Source organism: Pseudokineococcus sp. 1T1Z-3, assembly GCF_037482365.1.
Classification (GTDB): domain Bacteria; phylum Actinomycetota; class Actinomycetes; order Actinomycetales; family Quadrisphaeraceae; genus Pseudokineococcus.
In genome coordinates this window covers 18,809-45,480 of sequence record NZ_JBBHZF010000027.1, presented here as the reverse complement: position 1 = coordinate 45,480, position 26,672 = coordinate 18,809, and the positions used below count along the sequence as shown (strand labels likewise).

The 26,672-nt window shown below is 76.7% G+C and carries 21 protein-coding genes, 1 pseudogene and 1 riboswitch; of the genes and pseudogenes, 20 read left to right on the top strand and 2 right to left on the bottom strand.

From position 1 onward, the window contains the following. Nucleotides 1–19: 19 nt before the first annotated feature. Together WDV86_RS15840 and WDV86_RS15835 are read left to right on the top strand one after the other, a co-directional pair. Entirely contained in the window at nucleotides 20–1,609 is a 1,590-nt protein-coding gene (locus WDV86_RS15840; RefSeq protein WP_339568619.1) for a GMC family oxidoreductase, read from the top strand. A gap of 62 nt (nucleotides 1,610–1,671) precedes the next feature. Then, nucleotides 1,672–2,601, top strand: coding sequence for an aldo/keto reductase (locus WDV86_RS15835; RefSeq protein ID WP_339568618.1), 930 nt, complete (start codon nucleotides 1,672–1,674; stop codon nucleotides 2,599–2,601). Nucleotides 2,602–2,688: 87 nt separating this feature from the next. Here the strand turns inward: WDV86_RS15835 and WDV86_RS15830 are convergent, their stop codons facing one another. Continuing rightward, nucleotides 2,689–3,708 carry a glycosyltransferase family 4 protein gene (locus tag WDV86_RS15830; protein ID WP_339568617.1) on the bottom strand — a complete coding sequence of 340 codons (1,020 nt, stop codon included), beginning with the start codon at nucleotides 3,706–3,708 and terminating at the stop codon, nucleotides 2,689–2,691. A gap of 111 nt (nucleotides 3,709–3,819) precedes the next feature. Between WDV86_RS15830 and WDV86_RS15825 the strand changes: the two genes are divergently transcribed. Both WDV86_RS15825 and WDV86_RS15820 read left to right on the top strand, forming a co-directional pair. After that, on the top strand, nucleotides 3,820–5,658 hold the full coding sequence (locus WDV86_RS15825) for a proline--tRNA ligase (RefSeq protein WP_339568616.1): 1,839 nt from the start codon (nucleotides 3,820–3,822) through the stop codon (nucleotides 5,656–5,658). Between the two features lie 71 nt (nucleotides 5,659–5,729). Further along, a complete protein-coding gene (locus WDV86_RS15820) occupies nucleotides 5,730–6,521 on the top strand; it encodes a TSUP family transporter (RefSeq protein ID WP_445263130.1) in 792 nt (263 codons plus the stop codon). 55 nt (nucleotides 6,522–6,576) lie between these two features. Here the strand turns inward: WDV86_RS15820 and WDV86_RS15815 are convergent, their stop codons facing one another. Beyond that, nucleotides 6,577–7,728, bottom strand: a complete 1,152-nt coding sequence (locus WDV86_RS15815) for a DUF4439 domain-containing protein (RefSeq protein WP_339568615.1) — start codon at nucleotides 7,726–7,728, stop codon at nucleotides 6,577–6,579. A 166-nt stretch (nucleotides 7,729–7,894) separates the two neighbouring features. On the opposite strand from WDV86_RS15815, the gene rimP reads away from it, so the two are divergent. The 16 genes and pseudogenes from rimP (at nucleotide 7,895) to dapB (ending at nucleotide 26,671) form a co-directional block, all read left to right on the top strand. After that, entirely contained in the window at nucleotides 7,895–8,533 is a 639-nt protein-coding gene (rimP, locus tag WDV86_RS15810) for a ribosome maturation factor RimP (protein ID WP_339568614.1), read from the top strand. Beyond that, a pseudogene (gene nusA / locus WDV86_RS15805) lies at nucleotides 8,533–9,609 on the top strand (transcription termination factor NusA); the annotation flags it as partial. The gene rimP and the pseudogene nusA, both read left to right, overlap by 1 nt. Nucleotides 9,610–9,911: 302 nt before the next feature. Further along, the gene (locus WDV86_RS15800) at nucleotides 9,912–10,238 is read left to right on the top strand and encodes a YlxR family protein (RefSeq protein WP_339568612.1); all 327 of its coding nucleotides are present in this window, start codon (nucleotides 9,912–9,914) and stop codon (nucleotides 10,236–10,238) included. Between the two features lie 388 nt (nucleotides 10,239–10,626). Further along, a complete protein-coding gene (gene infB / locus WDV86_RS15795) occupies nucleotides 10,627–13,614 on the top strand; it encodes a translation initiation factor IF-2 (protein WP_339568611.1) in 2,988 nt (995 codons plus the stop codon). Between the two features lie 96 nt (nucleotides 13,615–13,710). Further along, a complete protein-coding gene (locus WDV86_RS15790) occupies nucleotides 13,711–14,007 on the top strand; it encodes a DUF503 domain-containing protein (protein ID WP_339568610.1) in 297 nt (98 codons plus the stop codon). A gap of 83 nt (nucleotides 14,008–14,090) precedes the next feature. Continuing rightward, nucleotides 14,091–14,675 (top strand): 30S ribosome-binding factor RbfA, encoded by a 585-nt coding sequence (gene rbfA, locus WDV86_RS15785; RefSeq protein WP_339568609.1) that lies wholly within the window; start codon nucleotides 14,091–14,093, stop codon nucleotides 14,673–14,675. A 7-nt stretch (nucleotides 14,676–14,682) separates the two neighbouring features. Beyond that, nucleotides 14,683–15,612, top strand: coding sequence for a tRNA pseudouridine(55) synthase TruB (gene truB, locus WDV86_RS15780; RefSeq protein WP_445263129.1), 930 nt, complete (start codon nucleotides 14,683–14,685; stop codon nucleotides 15,610–15,612). Nucleotides 15,613–15,712: 100 nt separating this feature from the next. Continuing rightward, nucleotides 15,713–17,203 (top strand): sugar porter family MFS transporter, encoded by a 1,491-nt coding sequence (locus WDV86_RS15775; RefSeq protein WP_339568607.1) that lies wholly within the window; start codon nucleotides 15,713–15,715, stop codon nucleotides 17,201–17,203. A 114-nt stretch (nucleotides 17,204–17,317) separates the two neighbouring features. Then, nucleotides 17,318–18,328 (top strand): bifunctional riboflavin kinase/FAD synthetase, encoded by a 1,011-nt coding sequence (locus WDV86_RS15770; protein WP_339568606.1) that lies wholly within the window; start codon nucleotides 17,318–17,320, stop codon nucleotides 18,326–18,328. 142 nt (nucleotides 18,329–18,470) lie between these two features. Then, nucleotides 18,471–18,740 (top strand): 30S ribosomal protein S15, encoded by a 270-nt coding sequence (rpsO, locus tag WDV86_RS15765; protein WP_339568605.1) that lies wholly within the window; start codon nucleotides 18,471–18,473, stop codon nucleotides 18,738–18,740. 313 nt (nucleotides 18,741–19,053) lie between these two features. Continuing rightward, on the top strand, nucleotides 19,054–21,318 hold the full coding sequence (locus tag WDV86_RS15760) for a polyribonucleotide nucleotidyltransferase (RefSeq protein ID WP_339568604.1): 2,265 nt from the start codon (nucleotides 19,054–19,056) through the stop codon (nucleotides 21,316–21,318). Nucleotides 21,319–21,358: 40 nt separating this feature from the next. Next, nucleotides 21,359–22,720 (top strand): M16 family metallopeptidase, encoded by a 1,362-nt coding sequence (locus tag WDV86_RS15755; RefSeq protein WP_339568603.1) that lies wholly within the window; start codon nucleotides 21,359–21,361, stop codon nucleotides 22,718–22,720. A gap of 271 nt (nucleotides 22,721–22,991) precedes the next feature. Next, nucleotides 22,992–23,141: riboswitch (FMN riboswitch) on the top strand. A 161-nt stretch (nucleotides 23,142–23,302) separates the two neighbouring features. Further along, a complete protein-coding gene (locus tag WDV86_RS15750) occupies nucleotides 23,303–23,992 on the top strand; it encodes a riboflavin synthase (protein ID WP_339568602.1) in 690 nt (229 codons plus the stop codon). After that, nucleotides 23,989–25,386, top strand: coding sequence for a GTP cyclohydrolase II (ribA, locus tag WDV86_RS15745; protein ID WP_339568601.1), 1,398 nt, complete (start codon nucleotides 23,989–23,991; stop codon nucleotides 25,384–25,386). Before WDV86_RS15750 ends, ribA begins: the two co-directional genes overlap by 4 nt. Continuing rightward, nucleotides 25,383–25,919: a 6,7-dimethyl-8-ribityllumazine synthase gene (ribH, locus tag WDV86_RS15740; protein WP_339568600.1), complete on the top strand. Its 537-nt coding sequence runs from the start codon at nucleotides 25,383–25,385 to the stop codon at nucleotides 25,917–25,919. Before ribA ends, ribH begins: the two co-directional genes overlap by 4 nt. Beyond that, nucleotides 25,916–26,671, top strand: a complete 756-nt coding sequence (dapB, locus tag WDV86_RS15735) for a 4-hydroxy-tetrahydrodipicolinate reductase (RefSeq protein WP_339568599.1) — start codon at nucleotides 25,916–25,918, stop codon at nucleotides 26,669–26,671. The genes ribH and dapB overlap by 4 nt, the downstream gene beginning before the upstream one ends. The last annotated feature ends 1 nt before the right edge of the window (nucleotide 26,672 follow it).

Genomic DNA, 26,672 nt, shown 5'->3' with positions numbered 1-26,672 from the left:
GCTCCGTGAGGTGCCTCCCGTGCTGACCGACCTGCGCTCGGCCGCCCTCCCCGCCGACGCGGGGGACGCCGTCGTCGTCGTCGGCTCGGGCGCCGCAGGTCTCGCGCTGGCCCTGGCCCTCGGTGACGCCGGCCGCCGGGTGCTCCTGCTCGAGTCCGGCGGGGACGTCGCGGACCCGGGCGCCATGGCGGAGGGGGACGGGCTCAACGGCGGTGTCGTCGACGCCCTGCCGTACAACGGCCTGGGCGTCGGGCGGGCCCGCGTCCTCGGCGGGACGACGCAGCTCTGGCACGGCCAGTGCATGCGCCTGCACGACCACGACCTCCAGGAGCGTCCTTGGGTCCACCGCAGCGGGTGGCCCGTGCGGCGCGCCGAGCTCGACCCCTGGTACGCCCGCGCCGAGGAGTGGTTGGACGTCTCCGGCCGGGGGTACGAGGAGGACCGGTGGTCCGAGCACCCGGGCCTCCCGCGGGTCCCGTGGGACCCGGCGCACCTCCAGCACGACTTCACCGAGTACCTGCGTCAGCCCCTGCTCGGCACCGAGCACCGCGGACGGCTCGCGGCCCACGCGCGGGTGGAGGTGCTGCTGCACGCCACCGTCGCGCGGGTGCGGACCGAGGAGGGCGCGACGACCGGTGTCGAGGTCGTCCGCCCCGACGGCACGCGGGCCGAGCTCGCGGCGCGCGAGGTGGTCCTGGCCGCGGGGACCATCGAGAACGCACGCCTCCTGCAGCTCAGCGACCCCGAGGGGGTCGGGCTCGGGGACGGGCGCGAGCACACCGGGCGCTACCTCCAGGACCACCCCATCATCCGTACCGCGGAAGTGCTGCCGACCGACTTCCGGGTGCTGCAGGACCGCTACGTCGTCCTGCGGCGCGGCGGGCGACGGCTCTTCCCCAAGGTCCGGCTCTCGGCGCGCGCGCAGGAGGAGCACCAGCTGCTGGCGGCGACCGCCGTCTTCGTGCACGAGCACGCCCACCCGGGCCTGGGGGCCAGCCGACGCCTGGCGCTCGCGGCCCGCGCCCGGCGTCGTCCGGAGCACCTCGTGCGGGAGGTGGCGACCGCAGCCACCGCGGCCCCCGCCGTCGCGCGCACCGCCTACCGGCGCCTGGTGCGCGGGATGGCCATCGGGGAACGCCCGTCCCACGTGTGGCTGCAGCTGTGGGTCGAGCAGGCGCCCGACCCCGAGCGTCGCGTCTACCTGGCCGACGAGCTCGACGCCCACGGGCTGCCCCGCGCCCGGGTGCGCTGGACGTGCTCGGACCTCGAGCTGGAGACGACGCGTCAGATGACCCGCTGGGTCGGGGCCGACCTGGAGCGGCTCGGGATCGCGACGCTGCGCGAGCTGCCCTCGATGACGGATGACGACGCCTGGCGTGGGTCCGTCCTCGACGCCGCCCACCCCGCGGGCACGACGGCCATGGCGCCCGACCCGGCCGACGGCGTGGTGCGCACCGACCTCGAGGTCCACGGCGTCCGCGGCCTCTCGGTCGTCGGCGGGAGCGTCTTCCCGACGTCGGGCTACGCGAACCCGACGCTGACGGTCGTGGCGCTGGCGCTGCGCCTGGCGGAGCGACTGACCACGCAGGCGGCCCTGCCGACGCGCTGAGGGCTGGCTCGAGGGCCCGAGCACGCCCCTCGCGCGGCACGGCCAGCCGTAGGGTCGAGGCCGTGACCGACGTCGTCCTGGGTACCGCGCACCTGTTCGGGCTCGCCGACGAGGCGACCTCCCGGCAGCTGCTGGAGGTCGGGTGGGAGGCCGGTGCGCGCCGCCTCGACACGGCGCCCCTGTACGGCGGCGGAGCGTCCGAGCCTGAGGTGGGCGCCTTCCTCCGGGGCCGCGAAGGTCTGCTGTCGGTGACGACGAAGGTCGGCCTCGAGCCTCGCACGGGCCGCCGGAGCCCGCGTCAGCTCGCCACCGGCGTCGCCCGGCGCGTGCTGCCGGGCAGGGCCTCCGGCCTCGTCGACGCCGCGCTGGACCGGCGGGCCACCCGGCCGACCGGCCGCTTCGGCGCCGACGACGTCCGGGCCAGCGTCGAGCGGTCCTTGCGCCGGCTCGGCGGTCGCGTCGACCGGCTGCTCCTGCACGAGGTCTCGCCGCACGACGTCGACGACGCCCTGCTCGCGGTCCTCGCCGACCTGCTCGCGAAGGGCGACGTCGGAGCCGCCGGCACCGCGACGAGCGGGGCGCTGACGCCCGCCGCCGTGGCGCGCGGCGAAGGGCTGCTCACGGTCGTCCACCACGAGGTCGGCCCGCTGTCCCCCCCGGTCACCCTGCCCGCGACGGTGACGACCCGGGTCGGCCACGGGCTCCTCGGCGGCGAGAGCTCCCACCTCCGCGCCCTGTCCGCCGCCCTGGAGGAGCCGACGCTGGCCGCCAGGTGGCGTGACGCCGTCGCCGGCACCGCCTTCGAGGGTCCCGCCGGCCTGGCCGAGGCCCTGCTCGCCCGGGGGGCGACGCTGCCCGTCGACGAGGTCCTCGTCGCGACGACCAGGCCGGAGCGGCTGCCGCGCACGCTCTCGCTCGCCCGCGGTGACGAGCCCCTGCCCGGACCCGTCCTCGCCGTCCTCGCCGACGCCGCCGGGCGCGCGCGCGGCTGAGCGGGCCGACGTCGCCGGCGACCCGCCCGCCGGCGTCCACCGGCTCGACCGACGACCTCGCAGGCCCCCCGGTGCCTCGGGTCCACCTCAGGCGAGGACGCCCTCGTAGACGGCCTGCAGGCGGTCGACGTGGACGTCGAGGGAGAGCTCGCGCCGTTGCAGCTCGCGCAGCTCGTCGCCGTACCGCTGGCGCACTCGCTCGTCGTCGGCGAGCCGCCGGAGGTGGCCGGCGGCGGCCTCGTGGTCGCCCGGGGCGAACAGCGCCGCGGCGGGGTGCTGGCCGATCGTCTCCACGTTGCCTCCCGAGCCCGCGGCGACGACGGGCAGCCCCAGGGCCATCGCCTCCAGGATGCTGAGCCCGCACGGCTCGGTCGGCGCCGGCGCCAGCAGCACCCCCGCCGACCGGAACACGGCACCGACGTCGGCGACCCAGCCCAGGAAGTCGGTGCTGGCGCCGACGCCGAGCGACCCGGCCAGCGCCTCCAGCTCGGTGCGGTCCTGCCCGGCACCCGCGACGAGGAGCCGCCAGCCCCGGTCGCCGAGCCCCGACGCGGCCCAGGCGCGCAGGCCCGTCGCGGTGTCCTTCTCGGGCGCCAGCCGGTGCGCCATGAGGACGGACGGCTCGCGCGGCCGCGTCACGTCGTCCTGACGACGGACCCCGTTCAGCAGCACGACGTCCGAGGGCCGGTCGAGCTGCGCGCTCGTCCACTCCGAGACCGCGACCTCGACGGCGAGCATGCGGCGCACGAGCGGCGCGACGGCTCGTGCCGGACGCCCGTGGCCCCGGGGGGCGGTGATGTGGCGGGTGGAGACCAGCCGCGCCCGGGTGGCCGGGCGCGTGATGGCGGCGGCGAAGTCCGCCCGCGTCAGGTGGCTGTGGACGACGTCGCGCCGCCGTCCCGTCCGCAGCGCCGTGACGAGCTCGGGCAGCGAGCTGCCCAGCGCCAGCCGGACCCCGCTGCCGGACAGCAGCCGTGCGACGACGTCTGGCTTGCCCCCGACGAGCGCGACGTCATGGCCCCGGCGCGCCTGCTCCGTGGCGACCTCGACGGCGTAGCGCTCGAGACCGGCGAAGTGGTCGGTCCCGACGACGTGGGTGATCCGCACGTCGTCACGCTAGGGCTCGACCCCAGCGCTGCCCAGCCCCCACCGGGGCGGTCGGCTGACCCCACGGCGCCCCGGGCCGGCGGGCCGGCGGCGACCAGTAGCCTCGCGGCCGTGCTGCTGCGGATGTCGTCCCTGTTCGTCCGGACCCTGCGGGAGGCACCCGCCGAGGCCGAGGTCGCCAGCCACCGGCTGCTCCTGCGGGCCGGGTACGTCCGCCGCGCGGCGCCGGGCATCTACACGTGGCTGCCTCTCGGGCTGCGGGTGCTGCGCAACGTCGAGGCCGTCGTGCGCGAGGAGATGGACGCCCTCGGCGGCCAGGAGCTCCTGTTCCCGGCGCTGCTGCCGCGCGAGCCGTACGAGGCGACCGGCCGCTGGACCGAGTACGGCGACGGCATCTTCCGGCTGCAGGACCGCAAGAAGGCCGACTACCTCCTCGCGCCCACGCACGAGGAGGTCTTCACCCTCCTCGTCAAGGACCTGTACTCCTCGTACAAGGACCTGCCGCTGCTCGCCTACCAGGTGCAGACCAAGTACCGCGACGAGGCGAGGCCGCGCGCCGGGCTCCTGCGCGGGCGCGAGTTCGTCATGAAGGACGCGTACTCCTTCGACGTCGACGACGACGGCCTGGCCCGCAGCTACGCCCGCCAGCGTGAGGCGTACCTGCGGGTCTTCGAGCGGCTGGGGCTGGACGTCGTCGTCGTCAGCGCGGTGTCGGGCGCCATGGGCGGCTCGAGGTCCGAGGAGTTCCTGCACCCCTCGCCCATCGGCGAGGACACCTTCGTGCGCTCGCCCGGCGGGTACGCCGCGAACGTCGAGGCCGTGACGACCCTCGCGCCGGAGCCGCTGCCGACCGAGGGGCTGCCCGCCGCCCACGTCGAGGACACCCCCGGCACGCCGACCATCGACACCCTCGTCGCGCACCTGCAGGAGGCGCACCCGCGCGCGGACCGGGCGTGGGAGGCCGCGGACACGCTGAAGAACGTCCTCGTCGTGCTGCGCCACCCGGACGGCCGGCGCGAGCCGCTCGCCGTCGGCGTGCCCGGGGACCGCGAGGTCGACACGACCCGGCTGGAGGCCTCGCTGGCCCCTGCCGTCGTCGAGCCCTTCGAGGCCGCCGACTTCGCCGCGCACCCCGAGGTGGTCAAGGGCTACCTCGGGCCCGGCGTCCTCGGGCCCAACGCGCCGCTGGGCGAGGACGGCGAGCGCGCGCCCTCGACCATCCGCTACCTGCTCGACCCCCGCGTCGTGGCCGGCACGCGCTGGGTGACGGGGGCCGACGCCGCCGGCCACCACGTCCTCGACCTCGTCGCCGGCCGCGACTTCACCGCCGACGGTGTCGTCGAGGCCGCCGAGGTCCGCGCCGGGGACCCGGCGCCCGACGGCTCGGGGCCGCTGGAGCTGGCCCGCGGCATGGAGATGGGCCACATCTTCGCCCTCGGGCGCCGCTACGCGCAGGCCCTCGGCCTCACGGTGCTGGACGAGAACGGCAAGCAGGTCGTCGTGACGATGGGCTCCTACGGCATCGGCGTCAGCCGCGCGCTCGCGGCGGTCGCCGAGGCCGGCGCCGACGACAAGGGCCTGGTGTGGCCGGTCTCCGTCGCGCCGGCGCAGGTGCACGTCGTCGCCGCGGGCAAGGGCGAGGAGGTGCTCGCCTACGCCGAGCAGCTGTCGGCCGACCTCGTCGCGAGCGGCCTCGACGTCCTGCTCGACGACCGGCCCAAGGTCTCCCCGGGCGTGAAGTTCAAGGACGCCGAGCTGCTCGGGATGCCGGTGCTCGTGCGCGTCGGCCGCCGCCTCGCCGAGGGCGTCGTCGAGGTGGAGGACCGCGCGTCCGGAGAGGTGACCGAGGTGCCCGTCGGCGGCGCCGCGACGGGCGCCGTCCTCGCCCTGGTCCGCGGCGAGCAGGCCGCTGCCGCAGGCGCTCCGGCGTCCTCGGGCGACCAGCGCTGACCACGGGCCCGGCCCTCGCCACGGCTGCGGCGCTGGCGGCTGGCGCGGGGGCGCCCGTCGCCGAGAGCCTCCTGCCGGCCGGGCTGACGCCGGGGACGGTCGCGCTGCTGCTGCTGGCCGCGCTCGCGGCCGGCTGGGTCGACGCCGTCGTGGGCGGCGGCGGGCTCGTCCAGCTGCCGGCCCTGCTGCTGGTGCCGGGCATCTCCCCGGTGCAGGCCCTCGCGACGAACAAGCTCGCCGGCATCGCCGGGACGACGGCCAGCGCCGCCACCTACCTGCGTCGGGTGCCGGTGGGGGACCGGCCCCCGCTCGCCGTCGCGCTGCCCATGGCGCTGCTGGCGCTGGGTGGCGCGGCGGCGGGTGCCGCGCTGGCCTCGTCGTTGCCGGGCGCGGCGCTGGAGCCGCTGGTGCTCGGGGCGCTCGTCGTCGTGCTCGTCGTCGTGGTGGCCCGGCCGCGGCTGGGGCAGACGTCGGTCCAGCGCCTGGCCGGCGTGCGGCAGGTGCTGGCCGCTGGCGTCCTCGGTGCGGTCGTCGGGAGCTACGACGGCCTGCTGGGGCCGGGGACGGGCACCTTCCTGGTCTTCGCGCTCGTCGGCGTCGTGGGGATGGCGTTCCTGCGTGCCACCGCGACGGCGAAGGTGGTCAACGTGACGACCAACCTCGGGGCGCTGCTCGTCTTCGTCCCGCAGGGGTACGTGCTGTGGGCGCTGGGCGCGCTGATGGCGGTCGCCAACGTGGCGGGTGGCTACCTCGGGGCCCGCACCGCCGTCGCACGGGGCAGCCGCTTCGTGCGCGTCGTCTTCCTCGTCGTCGTCGGCGCGCTGGTGCTGCGGCTCGGGGCGGACGTGCTGACGGCGGGCTGAGGAGGCGAGCAGGTGCGCCGGCGGCCTGAGCCCGGTCCGGTCGCGGCCGGACGCGTCACCCCGGCGTCGTGCCCGGCAGCGCGACGGACTGCTCGTCCGCGCCGCCCGGGCGCCAGGTGCGGGCGGCGAGCGCCGTGCGGGTGAGCACCCGTGCGGGCGCGAGCCGCTCCCGCCCGGGGAGGGCGGGGACGGCCGCCAGGGCCGCCACCGAGAGCCGGTCGAGCAGCGTGACCACGAGCGCGACGGCGTCGTCGGGGCCACCCAGCGGCGCCGGCAGCACGTACCCGGGCGCCGGGACGGGCGCGGGCAGCCCCGCGGCGAGCAGCAGCGGGGCCAGCGCGTCGGCCTCGGCGGCGAGCCCGTCCCGCAGGGCGAGCGCCCGGGCGCGGGCGTCGCCTCCCAGCGACGCCGCCGCGACCTCGACGCCGCGGGAGGCCGCCAGCGCACCGGTGGCGAGGTCGGCGAGACGCGACGTGCCCGCGTCCGGTCCCGGGGTGGGCCCCTCCTCCGGTGCCGGCCCCGGGGTGGCGGCGGGGCCCTCGCCGGCCGGCAGGCCCGCCGGCGGCGGCTCGGGCGCGGGCAGCCCGGCGTCCGCGGCGACGGCGGCGGCGAGGGTCCAGCGGGACGCCGCGACGGAGGCCAGGAGCCGCGCCATCCCGGCGGAGGTGCCGGGGACGTCGGAGCCCGCCTCGCGCGCCCCGGCGAGCAGCGCGCCCACGAGGTCGGCGGCGGTCGGGGGAGGCGCCGGCGGCAGGTCCGCCGGGTCGGCCGGCAGCCCGGTGGGCAGGTCGGTGGGCAGGTCGGTGGGCAGGGGCGCCGCGCCGGCCGGCTCCTCGCCGGCACGGTCGGCGCCGGCCTCGCCGTCCCCAGGGGCCGGTGAGGCGGCGGGAGTGGCGCCCAGCTCGACGAAGTGTCGGCCCGCGACCGCGACGACGAGCTCCGTCGCTGCCGTCGGCGACAGCGAGAGCGCCTGCGCACGAACCCGTCGCGAGGCGTCCGCGGCACGTCGTCGCGCCAGCTCGTCGGCGTCCGGGACGGGGTCGGGCGGCGTGCCGGGCCAGTCGCGGTCGAGGCGGACGTCGCCGGACCAGCCGCACCCGCCGGTGGCCAGCAGGGGGGCGCCGACGAGGAGGCCCAGCACCCGGCGCCGGCTCGTCGCGCCGGCTGGGCGCGGGCGCGAGCCGGCGACGGGAGCGGCATCCGGCACCGGGCGATGCTGCCACGCGGTCGGTCGGGGCGGACGCCGGAGGTGGGCGGTCGAGCGGTCCGCAGGCGCGCACTAGGCTCGCCGGTCCGGACCCCGACGCGCCGCAGGCCGTCGCCGCCGGAGCGCCGTGGGAGCGACCACGGCTCGGCAGGGCAGCAGCAGGACCATGGACAACTGGACACGGGAGGACGTCGTGGCGAGAAGTGCGCCGAGCAGGCCGCAGGAGCTGGTCGCCGTCCTGGAGCCCGTGGTCGCCCGTGCCGGGCTGGTCCTCGAGGACGTCACCGTCACCCCGGCCGGCCGGCGTCGGGTCGTGCGCGTGAGCGTCGACCTGCCAGACGACGAGGTCGGGTCGCTGCCGCACGAGCGGGTCGCCGAGGTCAGCCGTGAGGTCTCCAGCGCGCTCGACGAGGCCGACGCCCTGGGCGACCAGCCCTACCTGCTGGAGGTCGGCAGCCCCGGCGTCGACCGCCCGCTGGTCGAGCGCCGGCACTGGCGCCGCGCCCGCACGCGGCTCGTGCGCGTCGACGTCACCGACGAGGACGGGCGGGTGACCCCCCTGACGGCGCGCGTCGTCGCGGTCGACGACGGCGTCGTGCTCGGCGAGGGCGACGAGCGCCGGCACGTGCCCTGGGAGCGCCTCGGGCGCGGGGCCGTGCAGGTGGAGTTCCGACGTGCCACGGGCCCTGACGACGAGGACGGCGACGACGAGGACGGCGACGACGAGGCCGGCGACGACGAGGACGACGTCGACCACCTCGACGAGGACGACGAGGACGAGGACGACGAGGAGGGACGGACCTGATGGACGTCGACATGACGGCGCTGCGGGCGCTGGAGCGCGAGCGGGAGATCCCGCTGGACGTGCTGGTCGCGGCGATCGAGAACGCGCTGCTGCACGCCTACCAGCGCACCGACGGGGCAGCGGCACGGGCCCGGGTGGAGCTGGACCGCAAGAGCGGCCACGTGACGGTCTGGGCGCAGGAGGTGCCCGAGCGGGCGCCGGAGCCCGACGGCTCGGCCGACGACGGCGCACCGGGGGCGTCCGGCGCGGGCGGCGCCGCCGACGGCCCGACGGTGCCGGTGCGCGAGTACGACGACACCCCGACGGGCTTCGGCCGCATCGCGACCGCGACGGCGCGGCAGGTGATCTTCCAGCGCCTGCGCGACGCCGAGGACGCCGCCGTGCTCGGCGACTTCCAGGGCCGCGAGGGCGACGTCGTCTCCGGCGTCGTGCAGCAGGGGCGGGACCGCTCGATGGTGCACGTCGACCTCGGCCCGGTCGAGGGCGTCATGCCGCCGGCCGAGCAGGTGCCGGGGGAGACCTACGCCCACGGCTCCCGCGTCCGCGCGCTCGTGGTGTCGGTGCGGCGCGGGATGAAGGGCCCGTCGATCACCCTGTCGCGCACCCACCCCGACCTCGTGCGCCAGCTCTTCGCGCTCGAGGTGCCCGAGATCGCCGACGGCCACGTCGAGGTGGTGGCGCTCGCCCGGGAGGCCGGGCACCGCACGAAGATGGCGGTGCGCTCGCGCGTGGCGGGCCTCAACCCGAAGGGCGCCTGCATCGGCCCCATGGGCCAGCGGGTGCGCGCGGTGATGAGCGAGCTGCGCGAGGAGAAGATCGACATCGTCGACTGGGAGGACGACCCGGCCCGCTTCGTGGCCGCCGCGCTGTCCCCGGCGCGCGTCAGCTCGGTCGAGGTCGTCGACGAGCAGGCGCGGGCGTGCCGGGTCGTCGTGCCCGACTACCAGCTCTCCCTCGCCATCGGCCGCGAGGGCCAGAACGCCCGTCTCGCCGCCCGTCTGACCGGGTGGCGGATCGACATCCGCAGCGACACCGCGCCCGAGCCGCCGCCGTACGACCCCTCGGCGACCGCGCGCGAGCCCCTGCGGGGAGGGCCGCGCACGCCTGCGGGCAACGGGCCCGGACGCCCCGACCTCCGGTCTGGCGACCCCCGCTCCGACGGCCCGCGCTCGGGCGGCCCGCGGTCGGGCGGTCCGCGGTCGGGGCCGGCGCGCTCCGGCCCACCTCGGTCGGGGCCCCCGCGCGCCGGCGGACCGGGTGGCGCCGGCGGCGGCACGTCAGGCGGCCGAGGTCCTGGCGGGTCCGGAGGCCCGCGACGTGAGGACCGTCCGCCGGGCGGGTCCCGACCCTGAGCGGGCGGGGACCCCGGCGCACCTGCGTGGGGTGCCGGACGACGACGGACGCCAGCGACCTCCTGAGGCTGGCGCTCCCCGCCCGGCCCGGTCCGCGCACCGGTCCGGACGCACCCGCCGTCGCCCCGGACGCCGTCGCCCCGGACGCCGACGCCCGGGTCGAGGAGGTCCGGCGGGTCGTCGTCGACGTCCGTCGCCGGCTCGGCGGGCGGGGGGCGTGGCTGCACCCCGACCCGGCGTGCCTGGCGCTCGCCGAGCGCCGCCGCGCCGTCCCCAGGGCGCTGCGGGCTCCCGCGCCGCTCGACCTCACCGCCGTCGCCGACCACCTCGCCTCCCGGCCGCCGTCGCCCTGAGAGACGTGTCGCCGACGACGGTGCGCTGCTGCCGGCCGCGCCCCCGCCGACGGTCCCGACGGGTCCTTCGGAGCGGTCGGCCCCTCGGGTGGTGACGCGCACGTGCCGCGAGGGGGCACAATGGGCTGCGCGCGCGTCGGACTCCCGGTCGACGTCGTGCCCCTCCCTCGGCCCGTCGCACGACGGGCTCCCGGCCGCGGGCCAGCGCAGCACCACCAGGTCCAGCACCACCAGGACCACGAGCTCTTGCACCACCACACCCGGGACGACGGACGAGATCGAGAGCGGGTCAGCATCTGATGGGCACCCGATGAGCTCCCAGCGATGAGCACCCCCCAGCACTGATCGGCCCGCGCCTGCCTGAGGCCCGGGCCAGGACAGGAGAGATGTGGCAAAGCCCCGGGTCCACGAGATCGCCAAGGATCTCGGCGTCGAGAGCAAGGTCGTCCTGGCCAAGCTCCAGGAGATGGGTGAGTTCGTGCGGTCGGCGTCGTCGACCGTCGAGGCTCCCGTCATCCGCCGCCTGAAGGAGTCCTTCCCCGCCGCCGGTGGCGCGGGCGGCTCCACCCCAGCCCCCGCCGGCAGCCGCAACGGCGCCGGCCCACGACCGGGAGCCGCGAGCCCCGCCGCGCAGCGGCCGGCCGCGCCGTCCCCGGGTGCCTCGGGCCCCCGACCGGGCGCCCCGACGCCGGGTCCGGCCCCCGCGCCGCAGCCCCAGGCGCCCGCCGCCCGCCAGGCCGAGCCCTCGCGACCTGCGGCCCCGGCCCCCGGCCGTCCGGCGCAGGCACCGCAGGCGCCGGCCGCCCGCAGCGGCCAGGGCTCGGACGGGCCCACGCCGGGCGCACGCCCCGGCCCCGCCCGCCCGGCCCCGCAGGCCCCCCAGGCCCCGGCGGCCCGCGGCGGCGACCGCCCCGGTGGTCGCCCGGCTCCCGGCGAGCGCAGCGCCCGACCGGGCGGCACCAACCGCCCGGGCAACAACCCGTTCGCGACGAGCCAGGGCATGCCCCGGCCCGGCCAGCGCCCCGCCCCCACCGACCGGGGTGACGCGGGTGCCCGCCCGGCCTCCGGCGAGCGCCCCGGCGGCCCCCGCCCTGGCGCACCGCGCCCGGGCAACAACCCCTTCGCCACCAGCCAGGGCATGCCGCGCAGCGGCGGGCCGCGTCCTGGTGGTGCCGCTGGTGCCAGCGCGGGCGACCGTCCCGGCGGTCCCCGCCCGGCGCCGCGTCCCGGTGGCGCGGCCGGCCCGGGCGGGCCTCGCCCGAACCCGGGGATGATGCCCGGCCGGTCGACGGTCGGACGCCCCGGCGCCCCGGCCCGTGGGCGTCCCGGCGCCGGCGGCCGTCCTGGCGCCGGCGGTCGTCCCGGCGGCGGCGGCCCCGGAGGTCCCCCCGGCGCCGGTGGTGGCGGCGGCTTCCGCGGTCGCGGCGGCGGTCGCGGCAGCACGGCCGGCGCGTTCGGCCGCAGCGGCGGCCGTCCGGTCCGCGGGCGCAAGAGCAAGCGTGCGAAGCGCCAGGAGTACGAGGCGATGCAGGCGCCGAGCGTCGGCGGCGTCACCGTCCCCCGCGGCGACGGCTCGACCGTCGTGCGCATCCGCCAGGGCGCGTCCCTGACGGACTTCGCCGAGCGGATCGACGCCAACCCGGCGAGCCTCGTCACCGTCCTGTTCCACCTGGGCGAGATGGCGACCGCCACGCAGTCCCTCGACGAGGACACCTTCAAGGTCCTCGGCTCCGAGCTCGGCTACGACATCCGGCTGGTGTCCCCGGAGGAGGAGGAGCGCGAGCTCTTCGCCGACTTCGACATCGACCTGGCCGGGGAGCTCGAGGGCGAGGGCGACGACGTCCTGGAGTCCCGTCCGCCGGTGGTCACCGTCATGGGCCACGTCGACCACGGCAAGACGCGCCTGCTGGACGCCATCCGGCAGGCCGACGTGGTCTCCGGCGAGGCGGGCGGCATCACGCAGGCCATCGGCGCCTACCAGGTCGTCACCGACCACGAGGGCGACGAGCGGGCCATCACCTTCATCGACACCCCGGGCCACGAGGCCTTCACGGCCATGCGGGCCCGCGGTGCCGACGTCACCGACATCGTCGTGCTGGTCGTCGCGGCCGACGACGGCGTGATGCCGCAGACCGTCGAGGCGCTCAACCACGCCCAGGCGGCCGGCGTCCCGATCGTCGTGGCGGTCAACAAGATCGACAAGGACGGCGCGAACCCGGACAAGGTGAAGCAGCAGCTCACCGAGTACAACCTCGTCGCCGAGGAGTACGGCGGCGACACGATGTTCGTCGACGTCTCGGCGCGGCAGAACACCAACATCGACGGGCTGCTCGACGCCGTCCTCCTCACGGCGGACGCGGCGCTGGACCTGCGCGCCAACCCCGACAAGGACGCCCGCGGCGTCGCCATCGAGGGGCACCTCGACAAGGGGCGCGGGTCGGTCGCGACCGTCCTCGTGCAGTCGGGGACGCTCAAGGTCGGCGACGCCATCGTCGCCGGCGGCGCGCACGGCCGCGTGCGGGCCATGCTCGACGAGCGCGGCGAGAGCGTGACCGAGGCCGGGCCCTCCCGCCCGGTGCAGGTGCTCGGCCTGACCCAGGTCCCGGGCGCCGGCGACACGTTCATCGTCGCCGCCGACGACCGCACGGCCCGCCAGATCGCCGAGCGCCGCGAGGCCAGCGAGCGGGCCGCCCTCCTGGCCAAGCGCCGCAAGCGCATCAGCCTCGAGGACCTCACCGCCGCCCTGGCGGAGGGCAAGGTCGAGAACCTCAACCTCATCCTCAAGGGCGACGGGTCCGGCTCGGTCGAGGCGCTGGAGGAGGCGCTGCTCAAGATCGACGTCGGCGACGAGGTCGCGCTGCGGATCATCCACCGCGGCGTCGGCGCGATCACCCAGAACGACGTCAACCTCGCGACCGTGGACAACGCCATCATCCTCGGCTACAACGTCCGGCCCGCCCCGCGCGTGGCCGAGCTCGCCGAGCGCGAGGGCGTCGACCTGCGGTTCTACTCGGTCATCTACGCGGTGATCGACGAGGTCGAGCAGTCGCTCAAGGGCATGCTCAAGCCGGAGTTCGAGGAGGTGCAGCTCGGCACCGCCGAGGTGCGCGAGGTCTTCCGCTCCTCCAAGTTCGGCAACATCGCCGGGTGCCTCGTGCGCACCGGCGAGGTGCGCCGCAACGCCAGGGCACGGCTGCTGCGCGACGGCGTCGTGCACGGCAACGACCTCGCGATCCACTCGCTGCGCCGGTTCAAGGACGACGCGACCGAGGTCCGTGAGGGCTTCGAGTGCGGTATCGGCCTCGGGTCGTTCAACGACATCCGGGTCGACGACGTCATCGAGACCTACGAGATGCGCGAGAAGCCGCGCAGCTGAGGTCTGACCAGGGCGGGCGCTCCCACCGGGGCGCCCGCCCTGGGCACGTCCGGCCCGTGGCCCGCGCGCAGGCCGCTCGGCCGGGGAGGAGGAGCCGTGTTCGTCGGGGTGGGCGTCTACGACCTGCTGCTGCCGCCGGAGACCTCCTCGCTCAAGGCCAAGCGCTCGGTCGTCCGGCCCGTCGTGGCGGCCCTGCGGCGGCTGGAGGTCTCCGCGGCCGAGACGGGCCACCTGGAGGCCCGCGGGCGCGCGGAGGTGTCCGTCGCCGTCGTCGGTGACAGCGCAGCGCGCTGCCGCGAGGTCCTGGGGCGGGCCGAGCGCCTCGTCGCCGACCGCCCCGAGGTGACGCTGCTGTCCGCCCGAGAGGTGCTGCGCTCCGAGGACGACTGGTAGGCCGCTCCTGCCGCCACGTCGGCGACCTGAGCCGCCGCCGCACCTGACCCACCGCCTGACCCGCACGACCCCTGGAGGACCCGATGGCCGACCCCGCGAGGGCCCGCAAGCTCGCCGACCGCATCAAGGTGGTCGTCGCCGAGACGCTGGAGCGTCGCATCAAGGACCCGCGGCTGGGCTTCGTCACCATCACCGCCGCGCGGGTCACGGGGGACCTGCAGCACGCGACCGTCTTCTACACCGTCTTCGGCGACGAGGTGCAGAGGGCCGAGACCGCCGCCGCGCTGGCCAGCGCCCGCGGCGTCCTGCGCTCGGAGGTCGGACGCCGCACCGGCATCCGGCTCACCCCGACGCTGGAGCTCGTCGAGGACGCCGTCCCCGAGAACGCCCAGGCCATCGAGGACCTCCTGCGCGCGGCGCGCGAGCAGGACGCCTCCGTCGCCGCTCTCGCCGCCGCCGCCCAGCCGGCCGGGGAGGCCGACCCCTACCGGCACGACCCCGAGCTCGTCGACGGCCTGCCCGAGGAGGACGAGGAGCACGGCAGCGACGAGGACGGTGACGACGAGGACGGTGACGACGAGGACGGTGGCGACGAGGACGGTGACGACGGGGACGCTGCGCTCGGGGAGGACGTCCTCGACGAGGACGTCCGCGCGCGTCGCCGGTGAGCCGCCCGTGAGCCGGCGGGGCAGCGGGCCCGCCCCGCCCGGGGGTCTCCTCGTCGTCGACAAGCCGGCGGGGTGGACGAGCCACGACGTCGTCGCCCGCACCCGGCGCCTGGCCGGGACCCGTCGCGTCGGGCACGCGGGCACGCTCGACCCGATGGCGACCGGGGTCCTGGTGCTGGGGGTCGACCGGACCACCAAGCTGCTCACCCACCTGACGCGGGCGGACAAGGAGTACCGCGCCGTCGTGCGCCTCGGGGAGGCGACGACGACCGACGACGCCGAGGGGGAGGTGCTCTCCTCCGCCGGGGCGGCGGGCGTGGACGGTGCGGCGCTGGAGGCCGCCGCCGCGCCGCTGCGCGGGCGGGTGGAGCAGGTGCCGAGCGCCGTCAGCGCGGTCAAGGTCGACGGCCGCCGCGCCTACGCACGGGTGCGGGCGGGGGAGGAGGTCGCCCTCGCCGCCCGGCCGGTCGAGGTCTCCGCGCTCGAGCTCGGCCAGTCCCGCGCGGCCGTCGGGGTGTCGGGGGCCGCCGTCGTCGACGTCGACCTGCGGTGCGTCGTCAGCTCGGGGACGTACGTGCGCGCCCTGGCCCGCGACCTCGGCGCCGCGCTGGGGTGCGGCGGGCACCTGGTGGCGCTGCGGCGCACCCGGGTCGGCGCCTACGGCCTCGACGTCGCGCGCACGCTGGAGCAGCTGGAGGAGACGTTCTCGCTCCTGCCGCTCGCCGACGCCGCACGGGCCGCCTTCCCGGCGCGCGACCTGAGCGCCGAGGAGGCGCAGGACCTGGCCCACGGGCGCCCGCTCGCACCGGCCGAGGACGGCGTCGTCGGCACGCCCGAGGCGCCCGTCGCGGCGTTCGCCGCCGACGGGACCCTCGTCGCGCTGGTGCACGACGAGCGCGGGCGCACCCGCCCCTCGCTCGTCCTCGCGCCGGCCTGAGCGCGCGCGCGGGGCCGCGGGCGACCTGCGGCGCCCGCCCGGGAGGCGTAGAACGGTCCCGCGGCGTCGCACCGGCGCCGCGGGACGGCAGGGGACGCACATGACCAGCACCGACAGCCAGGGCGGGCCCGGCGCCAGACCGGCGCAGATGCAGGAGCACCACGGCAAGGCGGTGGCCCTCGCGCTGGCCGCGGCCGTCGGCGGCTTCCTGTTCGGCTTCGACTCCTCGGTCATCAACGGGGCGGTCTCGGCCATCCAGGGCCAGTACGAGCTGTCCAGCTTCGTCATCGGCTTCGTCGTGGCCATCGCCCTGCTCGGCTCGGCCGTCGGCGCCTGGTTCGCCGGCCCGCTCGCGGACCGCATCGGCCGCACGCGGGTCATGCTCGTCGCCGCCGTGCTCTTCCTCGCCTCGGCCCTCGGCTCCGGCTTCGCCGTCTCGCCGTGGGACCTCACGGTCTGGCGGGTCGTCGGCGGCGTCGCCATCGGCATCGCCTCGGTCATCGCGCCGGCCTACATCGCCGAGATCGCCCCGAGCAAGATCCGCGGACGGCTGGCGTCCTTCCAGCAGCTCGCCATCACCCTTGGCATCTTCGCGGCGCTGCTGTCCAGCGCCTTCTTCGCCGGCGCGGCCGACGGCGGGGCGGAGGGCACCTTCGCAGGGCTCGACACGTGGCGCTGGATGCTGCTGGCGGAGGCCGTCCCGGCCGTCGTCTTCGGGGTCCTCGCGCTGCTCATCCCCGAGTCCCCGCGCTACCTCGTCGCGAGCGGCCAGCCCCGCAAGGCCGTCGCCGTGCTGCGGGACTCCCTGCACGCCCGCAACCCCGAGCGGCTCGTGGAGGCGGTCCGCCGCAGCCTCCAGCGCGAGGAGCGCCCGTCCATGGCGGACCTGCGTGGCCCGCGCCTGGGCCTGCAGCCCATCGTCTGGACGGGCATCGTCCTGTCGGTCCTGCAGCAGTTCGTCGGGATCAACGTGATCTTCTACTACTCGACGACGCTGTGGCAGTCGGTCGGCTTCGACGAGGGCGACTCCTTCACCATCTCCGTCGGCACGGCCGTCCTCAACGTGCTCGTCACCTTCATCGCGGTCGCCTTCGTCGACAAGGTCGGGCGCCGCAAGCTGCTCATGGCCGGCTCCCTCGGCATGGTCGCCGGGCTCGGCGCCGTGACCGTCGCCTTCACCCAGGCCGCCGTCGTCCCGGGGACCGAGGACGTCTCGCTCAGCGGCGTCTGGGGCCCGGTGGCGCTCGTGGGCGCCAACCTCTTCGTCATCGCCTTCGGCGCGTCGTGGGGCCCGGTGGTCTGGGTGCTGCTCGGGGAGATGTTCCCCAACCGTATCCGCGCCGCGGCCCTCGCCGTCGCCGCGTCGGCCCAGTGGGCGGCCAACTTCGTCATCACCGTGACCTTCCCCGTGCTCTCCCAGGACGTCTCGCTGTGGGCGACCTACCTGCTCTACACGACCTTCGCCGCGCTGTCGTTCTTCTTCGTCCGCTCGAAGGTCCCGGAGACCAACGGCGTGGACCTGGAGGACATGGGCGTCGACCCGGCGCAGGCCCTCGCCCGCAGCCGCCAGGGCGCCGACCCGGTCGGCTGACGCCCGGGAGCGCCCCGCGAGGCCGGCCCGTGGGCCGCGCGCGGGGACGGCCGGCCCGGCTGGCACAGTGGCCCCGTCCGGGAGCGGCCCGGGGCAGGAGGAGGTCGGCACGGCGTGGAGCGCTGGTACGGCTCGTCGGCGGTGCCCGCCGGGCCGGGACGCTCCGTCGTCGCCGTCGGCAACTTCGACGGCGTCCACCGCGGCCACCGTGTGCTCCTCGACGAGGTCGTCGCCCAGGCCCGCTCGAGGGGCCTGCGCTCGCTGGCGGTGACCTTCGACCCCCACCCGCTGCAGCTCCTGCACCCCGACCGGGCCCCCGAGCTGCTCACGGGTCTGCCGGAGCGGCTCTCGCTGCTGGAGGGCACCGGCCTCGACGGCGTCGTCGTCCTGCCCTTCACGCGGGAGCTGGCCGTCCGGACGCCGCGGGAGTGGGTCACCGAGGATCTCGTGCGTGACCTCGGCATGGGCGTCGCCGTCGTCGGGCACGACGTCCGCTTCGGGGTGCGCAACTCCGGCGACCTCAGCGTCCTGCACGAGCTGTGCGCCGCGCTGGACGTCGACGTCGTCGTGCTGGACGACGCCGCGTCGCAGGGGCGCCGGTGGTCCTCCTCGTGGGTGCGCGAGCTGCTGGCCGAGGGCGACGCCCGGGGTGCCGCCGAGGTGCTCGGCCGTCCGCACCGCGTCGTCGGCGAGGTCGTCCACGGCGACCACCGGGGGCGCGAGCTCGGCTACCCCACCGCCAACCTCGCGCCGGGCGCCGAGGGCCTCGTGCCCGCCGACGGCGTCTACGCCGGCTGGCTCACCCCGCTCGCCGACGGCCCCGGCGGCCCGGCCCGCAGCGGCGTGCGCGCGGGGCAGCGGCGCCCAGCCGCCGTCTCGATCGGCACGAACCCGACCTTCGACGGGCTGCAGCGGCGCGTCGAGGCCTTCGTCCTCGACGTCCCCGACGGCGCCCCGCTGGACCTCTACGGCGTCCACGTCCGTGTCGAGCTGGTGGAGCGGCTGCGCCCCACCCTGCGCTTCGACGGCGTCGAGGAGCTCTGCGACCAGATGGCCCGCGACGTGCGGGAGGCCGCGGACCTGTTGCAGCCGCCGGGCTCGTCGCCCTCGTCCCCGGCGACCTGAGGGCCAGCCGCCCGCCGGGACGGCGCGGGCCCCCCTCTTCCCGCTGGTAGCCTGCGGGACGCCGTCTGAACGGCCGCGGAGCCAGAGAGCCCGGGTGGACCTGCCCCGGAGCGCCGCGCAACGAACCCCCTCAAGGAGAGCCGTGCCCCTCGACGCCGCCACGAAGCAGAAGATCATGACCGAGTACGCGACGCACGAGGGCGACACCGGCTCGCCCGAGGTCCAGGTCGCGATGCTCACCCAGCGCATCACGGACCTGACCGAGCACCTCAAGGAGCACAAGCACGACCACCACAGCCGCCGCGGGCTGCTGCTCCTGGTCGGCCAGCGCCGCCGGCTGCTGAAGTACGTGGCCAAGAACGACATCAACCGCTACCGCGAGCTGATCGGCCGCCTCGGCATCCGCCGCTGACCCACCCGACGCCGCCCCCTCGGGGGCGGCGTCGCTGCGTCGGGGCCCCGTGGAACACGCAGGCGCCCGTGGACGCTGCGCACGACAGCCCTACCAGCTCGACGTCGCGAGCCCTGCAGCGCAGTGGCCGCCGCGACGACGGGCGTCGACGAGCCGGAGAGCCGGTCCTCGGTGGTGGCCCCCGGGAGGCGCGCACGCGCCGGCCCGTGGGCCTCGATCGGGAACTGGCGCCGCGATCCCACGCACCGGCTCGTCTCCGCCCGGGACCAGGGCCCGCCCCCGCGGGCCCGTCACCGACGAACGGAGACCCTCCATGAGCACCACCACCGCACCCGTCGACGCCGAGCCCACCGCCGTCGAGACCGTCATCGACAACGGCAAGCACGGCCAGCGGACCGTCCGCTTCGAGACCGGGCGCCTGGCCAAGCAGGCCGCCGGCTCGGTCGCCGCCTACCTCGACGGCGAGTCGATGCTCCTGTCGGCCACCACGGCCGGCAAGAACCCCAAGGACCACTTCGACTTCTTCCCGCTGACGGTCGACGTCGAGGAGCGGATGTACGCCGCGGGCCGCATCCCCGGCTCGTTCTTCCGCCGCGAGGGCCGCCCGGGCACCGACGCCATCCTCACCTGCCGCCTCATCGACCGGCCGCTGCGTCCCTCGTTCGTCTCGGGTCTGCGCAACGAGGTCCAGGTCGTCATCACCGTCCTGGCGCTGCACCCCGACGACGCCTACGACGTCCTCGCCATCAACGCCGCCTCGCTGTCCACGCAGCTGTCCGGCCTGCCGTTCTCGGGCCCGGTCGGCGGCGTGCGCGTGGCGCTGGTCGACGGCGAGTGGGTCGCCTTCCCCAAGCACAGCCAGATGGAGCGGGCCGTCTTCGACATGGTCGTCGCCGGCCGCGTCGTCGGCTCCGGCGACGACGCCGACGTGGCGATCATGATGGTCGAGGCCGAGGCCACCGAGGACTCCTGGACCCTCGTCGGCGAGGGCGCCCAGAAGCCCACCGAGGAGGTCGTCGCCGCCGGGCTCGAGGCCGCCAAGCCGGTCATCGCCCAGCTGTGCGCCGCGCAGCAGCAGGTCGCCGACGCCGCCGGCAAGGAGACCAAGGAATACCCGCGCTTCCTCGACTACTCCGACGACACCTACGCCGCCGTCGAGAAGGCCGGCTCCGAGCGGCTCGCGCAGGCGCTCACGATCGCGGGCAAGCAGGAGCGCGAGGCGGCGGTCGACGAGGTCAAGGACGCCGTGCGCTCCGAGCTCGCCGACGCCTTCGAGGGGCGCGAGAAGGAGGTCGGCGCGGCCTTCCGCTCGCTGACCAAGGCCCTCGTCCGCCAGCGGGTCCTCACCGACGGCGTCCGCATCGACGGGCGCGGCCTCGCCGACATCCGCACGCTCGGCGCCGAGGTCGAGGTGCTGCCGCGCGTGCACGGCTCGGCGCTGTTCGAGCGTGGCGAGACGCAGATCCTCGGGGTCACGACGCTGAACATGCTGCGGATGGAGCAGCAGATCGACCAGCTCGGCCCGGTGACGCGCAAGCGCTACATGCACAACTACAACTTCCCGCCCTTCTCCACCGGTGAGACCGGGCGCGTGGGCTCGCCCAAGCGGCGCGAGATCGGCCACGGGGCGCTGGCCGAGCGGGCGCTCGTGCCCGTGCTGCCCAGCCGCGAGGAGTTCCCCTACGCCATCCGGCAGGTCTCCGAGGCGCTCGGCTCCAACGGCTCGACGTCGATGGGCTCGGTGTGCGCCTCGACGCTCTCGCTGCTCAACGCCGGTGTGCCGCTGCGCGCCCCGGTCGCCGGCATCGCGATGGGGCTCATCAGCGACACCGTCGACGGCGAGACCCGCTACGCGGCGCTCACCGATATCCTCGGGGCCGAGGACGCCTTCGGGGACATGGACTTCAAGGTGGCCGGCACCCGGGAGTTCGTCACGGCGATCCAGCTGGACACCAAGCTCGACGGCATCCCCGCCTCGGTGCTGGCCGGTGCGCTGACGCAGGCCCGCGACGCCCGGCTGCACATCCTCGACGTCATGGCCGAGGCCATCGACGCGCCCGACGAGATGAGCCCGCACGCGCCGCGCGTCCTCACCGTCACGGTGCCGGTCGACAAGATCGGCGAGGTCATCGGCCCGAAGGGCAAGATGATCAACCAGATCCAGGACGAGACCGGCGCCGACATCTCCATCGAGGACGACGGCACCGTCTACATCGGCGCGACCGACGGCCCCTCGGCGGAGGCGGCGCGGGCGATGGTCAACGCCATCGCCAACCCGCAGATGCCGGAGGTCGGCGAGCGCTTCGTCGGCACGGTCGTGAAGACGACGACGTTCGGCGCCTTCATCTCCCTGACGCCGGGCAAGGACGGCCTGCTGCACATCTCCCAGATCCGCAAGATGGTCGGCGGCAAGCGGATCGACTCCGTCGAGGACGTCCTCGGCGTGGGCCAGAAGGTCCAGGTGCAGATCGCCGAGATCGACCCGCGCGGCAAGCTGTCGCTCGAGCCGGTGCTCGCCGAGGGCGCCGACGAGAGCGGCGACGCCCAGGGCCAGCAGGCCGAGGCCGCCAACATCTGATGCCGGACCAGCACAGCTCCGGCGGACCGGCCCGGGCCTGATGGCCCCGGTCGACCTCCGCCAGCTGGAGGAGCCCGACGGGCTGCTCGAGCTCGACGCCGCCGGGCAGGCGGGTGCGCGCGTGCGCCGCACCGTCCTGCCCGGCGGCGTCCGGGTTCTCACCGAGGCGGTGCCGGGCCTGCGCTCGGCCACGCTCGGCGCGTGGGTCGGCGTCGGCAGCCGCGACGAGGACGACCACGAGCGGGGCTCGACGCACTTCCTCGAGCACCTGCTGTTCAAGGGCACCGCCCGCCGCTCGGCGCTCGACATCGCCTGCGCGCTCGACGAGGTCGGCGGCGACGCCAACGCCGTCACCGGCAAGGAGTCGACGTCGTACTACGCGCGCGTGCGGGGTGCCGACCTGCCGGTCGCCGTCGACGTCGTCACGGACATGGTGACGTCGGCGACGCTGCGCACGACGGACGTCGACGCCGAGCGCGCGGTGATCCTCGAGGAGCTGGCGGCCGCCGAGGACGACGACGACGACGTCGTGCACGAGCGCTTCGCCGAGCTCGTGCACGGCGACAGCCCCCTCGGACGGCCCATCGGCGGCACGCCCGCCGACATCGAGGCCGCGACCGGCGAGTCGATCCGTGCCCACTACGCCGAGCACTACGTCCCGGCGGGCCTCGTCGTCACGGCAGCGGGCGACGTCGACCACGACGGTCTGTGCGCGCTCGTCGAGCGGTCCCTCGCGGCCGCGGGCTGGCCGGCGACCCCCGGCGCGCGGCCCCTGCCGCGTCGCGCCGGCACGCAGGGGGCGCCGCTGCCGAGCGCCGGGCGGCCGGGCGGGGTGCTGACGGTCGAGCGTGACACCGAGCAGGCGCACGTCCTGCTCGGCGGCCCCGGCCTGACGGCGACGGACGAGCGTCGGTGGGCGCTCAGCGTCATGGTCGCCGTGCTCGGGGGCGGCATGAGCTCGCGCCTGTTCCAGGAGGTCCGGGAGAAGCGAGGGCTCGCGTACTCGACGTACGCCTTCGACAGCAGCTACGCCGACGACGGCCTCGTCGGCCTCTACGCCGGGTGCTCCCCGTCACGCGTGCCGCAGGTGGTCGAGCTGCTCGCGCAGCAGTGGGCCCTGCTCGCCCGCGAGGGGCTGGGGGAGCAGGAGCTGCGGCGTGGCCAGGGGCAGCTCTCGGGCTCCCTGGCCCTCGGCATGGAGGACTCCGGCGCCCGGATGACCCGGCTCGGCCGCGCCGAGCTCGTCCACGGCCGCTTCACCGGTCTCGACGAGGCCCTCGCCCGGATCGCCGCGGTGACCGCCGAGGACGTCGTCGCGATGGCCCAGCACCTGCTCGACCAGCCGCGCTCCCTCGTCGTCGTCGGCCCCTTCGACGCCGACCCCGTGCCCGTCGCCCCCTGACGGGCCCCCTTCTCCGTCAAGTCGTGGTCGATGTGCCGCGCTCGGCGCTCTTTTCCGGCAGTTCGTCGTCGAAGTGCCGTGGTCGGGGCTTCTTTCCGGCAGTTCGTCGTCGAAGTGCCGGACCGCGGCGCCACTGCCGGACGTCGGGCGCGTCGGGTCGGTGCACGTCGTCCCGCGGGGCCGACCCCGCTGCCAGGCGGCGGCCTCGTCGCACCCGCTGCGCGCGAGGTGGCACCATGGTCCCGCTCGACGTGGCTCGCGCCCGTCCAGCGCGTGCTCCCGGGGTCGGTGAGATTCCGAACCGGCGGTGACAGTCCGCGAACCGCGGCCTCGTCCGCACCTCCCAGGTGCGGTGCAGGTCGTGGCCGACCCGGTGGAACTCCGGGACCGACGGTGACAGTCCGGAGGGGAGGCAGCACGCGGTGGCCAGCGCGCCGCGCCGACGGCTGCCGCCACGCGCGTCGGCCGACGGTGCAGCGCCCTGACCGCCGACCCGCCTGACCGCGGGGCTGCCCCCGCACGTCCTCCCCGGCCCGCGCCGGCCGGTCGCCCCCGGCTGCGTCGCCGAGGCGAGGAGGAACGATGTTCACGGGGATCGTGGAGGAGCGCGGCGAGGTCGTCGCGCTGGAGACCACCGGCGAGGCCGGCGGTGACCAGGACGCGCGCCTGCGCGTCCGTGGACCGCTCGTCGTCTCGGACGCCGCCGACGGGGACTCGATCTCGGTCGACGGGGTCTGCCTGACCGTCACGGGCCCGGCCGTGGACGGCGTCTTCGCCGTCGACGTCATGGGCGAGACGCTGCGTCGCACCAGCCTCGGCGCCCGTCGGCCCGGCGACCCCGTCAACCTGGAGCGGGCCCTGCGCGCCGACGCCAGGCTCGGCGGCCACGTCGTCCAGGGCCACGTCGACGGCGTCGGCCACGTCCTCGCCCGCACGCCCGCCGCGCGCTGGGAGACCGTCCGGTTCTCGGTGCCCTCGGCGCTCGCCCGCTACGTGGCCGAGAAGGGCTCCATCACGGTCGACGGCGTCTCCCTGACCGTCACCGCGGTCGGCGACGACGGCCCGGCCACGCTGGAGGCGGGCGGGCAGACCCTCGACCTCTCCGCCGAGCGCTCGTGGCTGGAGGTCGGCCTGATCCCCACGACGCTGACCGCGACGACGCTCGGCGGACGCGCCGTCGGGGACGCCGTGAACCTCGAGGTCGACGTCCTCGCCAAGCACGTGGAGCGCCTGCTCACCGCCGCCGGCGCGCTGCCGGGCGGTGCGCGGTGAGCGGGGGCGCGCACGTCGCCGACGCCGAGGTCCCGGGTGGGCTCGCGCCCGAGGACGTCGTGCGCTCGCCGCAGGCGGCCCCCGACCGGCCCGGCGTGCGCATCGACAGCGTCGAGGACGCGGTCGCCGCCCTGGCCGCTGGACGCCCGGTCGTCGTCCTCGACGGCGCCGACCGCGAGGACGAGGGGGACCTGGTGCTCGCCGCGGGCCTGGCGACGCCCGCGACGGTCGCCTTCGTCGTCCGCTGGACCAGCGGCCTGCTCTGCGCGCCGCTGGCCCCCGAGGTCGCCGACGCCCTGGAGCTGCCGCTCATGGCGGCAGGACGCCGTCGCGCGGAGGGCGACGCCCACGGGACGGCGTACACCATCACCGTGGACGCGGCCGTGGGGACGACGACGGGCATCAGCGGCGCCGACCGGGCCCGCACGCTGCACGTCCTCGCCGACCCCGCCTCGACCGCGGGTGACCTGCGCCGCCCGGGGCACGTGCTGCCGCTGCGCGCCCGCGCCGGCGGCGTCCGCGAGCGGGCCGGGCACACCGAGGCGGCGGTCGACCTCTGCCGCCTGGCCGGGCTCGCGCCGGCCGCCCTCATCGCCGAGCTCGTCGACGACGCCGACCCCGAGGGCGGCATGCTGCGCGGCCAGGGGTGCCGCGACTTCGCCGACCGCCACGGCCTGCCGCTCGTGACCATCGGCCAGCTCGCGGCCCACCTCACGAGCACCGCTGCGCCGCAGGCGACCCCGGTCGAGCAGGGAGCCGTCGTCGCCGGTGCGGTGGCGAGCCTGCCGACGGCCTTCGGGCGCTTCACCGCCCGCGCCTTCGTCGAGCCGGCCACGGGCACCGAGCACCTCGCGCTCGTGCCCGAGGGGCCGGGCGGGCAGGTGCAGACGCTGCCGGCGGACGACGTCCTCGTCCGCGTGCACTCCGAGTGCCTCACCGGCGACGCCCTCGGCTCGCAGCGCTGCGACTGCGGCCCCCAGCTGCGGGCCGCGCTCGCGGCCGTCGCGCAGCGGGGCACCGGCGTCGTCGTCTACGTGCGCGGGCACGAGGGGCGCGGGATCGGGCTGGCGGCCAAGATCGCCGCGTACGCCGAGCAGGACGGCGGCGCCGACACCGTCGAGGCCAACGTCCGCCTCGGCCTGCCCGTGGACGCGCGCCGCTACGGCGCCCCCGCCGCGGTGCTGCGGGCGCTCGGCGTCCGCAGCGTGCGACTGCTCACGAACAACCCGGAGAAGGAGGAAGGCGTGGCCGAGCACGGCGTCGTCGTCTGCGGCAGAGAGCCTCTCGTGGTGGCCACCGGCCCCGAGGCCCGCCGCTACCTGGAGGTCAAGCGCGACCGCATGGGGCACCTGCTGCCGCTGGGTGCGGGCACCCCGGCCGAGGGGGCGGCGTGAGCGGCGAGGGCGCGCCGACGCCCTCGCTGGAGGGGGCCGCCCGCCTGCGGGTCGCGGTCGTCGCCGCGACGTGGCACGCGGAGGTCATGGACGGTCTCGTCGAGGGCGCCGCGGCGGCCCTGGCCGACGCCGGCGTGCGCGACGTCACGACGGTCCGGGTGCCCGGCACGGTCGAGCTCGGCGTCGCCGCCGCCCGGCTGGCCTCGCGCGTCGACGCCGTCGTCGCCCTCGGCGTCGTCGTGCGCGGCGGCACACCGCACTTCGACTACGTCTGCCTCTCGGCGACGCAGGCGCTGACCGACGTCGCGGTCCGCACCGGCACGCCGGTCGGCTTCGGCGTGCTCACGGTGGACACCGTGGAGCAGGCGCTCGACCGGGCCGGGCTGTCCGGCAGCCGCGAGGACAAGGGTCGTGAGGCCGTCGAGGCCGCGCTCGCGACCGCGCTCGTCCTCGACGAGGTCGCGCCCCAGTCGGGGACCGCTGCGGCGCACCGCCCCTCGACGCCGTCCGCGGTCACCGGGGCGCACGCGTGAGCGGTGCGCCGCTGCGCGTCGCCGTCGTCGGCGCCGGGGGCCGGATGGGCACGGCGGCCTGCGCCGCCGTCGAGGCGGCACCCGACCTGGAGCTGTTCGCCCGCGTGCACCGCGACGACGCGATGGACGTCGCCGCCGGGGCGGACGTCGCCGTCGTGCTGTCCGTGCCCGACGCCGCCCCGGCGCAGGTGGACTGGTGCGTGCGCTCCGGCGTCCACGCCGTCGTCGGGACGACGGGCTGGACCGACGAGCGCCTCGACGCCGTCCGCGACGCCCTGGGGCCCGACCCGCGGGTGGGCGTGCTCGTGGCGCCCAACTTCGCCGTCGGCGCCGTGCTGGCGATGCGCTTCGCGGCGCAGGCGGCGCGCTTCTACGAGTCCGTCGAGGTCGTCGAGCTGCACCACCCGGACAAGGTCGACGCGCCGTCGGGCACGGCCGTGCGGACCGCCCGGGGGATCGCGCAGGCGCGGCGCGCGGCCGGCGTCGGGCCCTCGCCGGACGCGACGACGAGCGAGCTGGACGGCGCGCGCGGCGCCGACGTCGACGGCGTCCGGGTGCACAGCGTGAGGCTGCGGGGCCTCGTCGCGCACGAGGAGATCCTGCTCGGGGCGCCGGGGGAGCAGCTGACGATCCGGCACGACTCCTACGACCGGGAGTCGTTCATGCCGGGCGTGCTGCTCGCCGTCCGGCAGGTCGCCCAGCACCCGGGGCTGCTCGTCGGGCTGGAGCACCTCATGGACGTAGGCGGCTGAG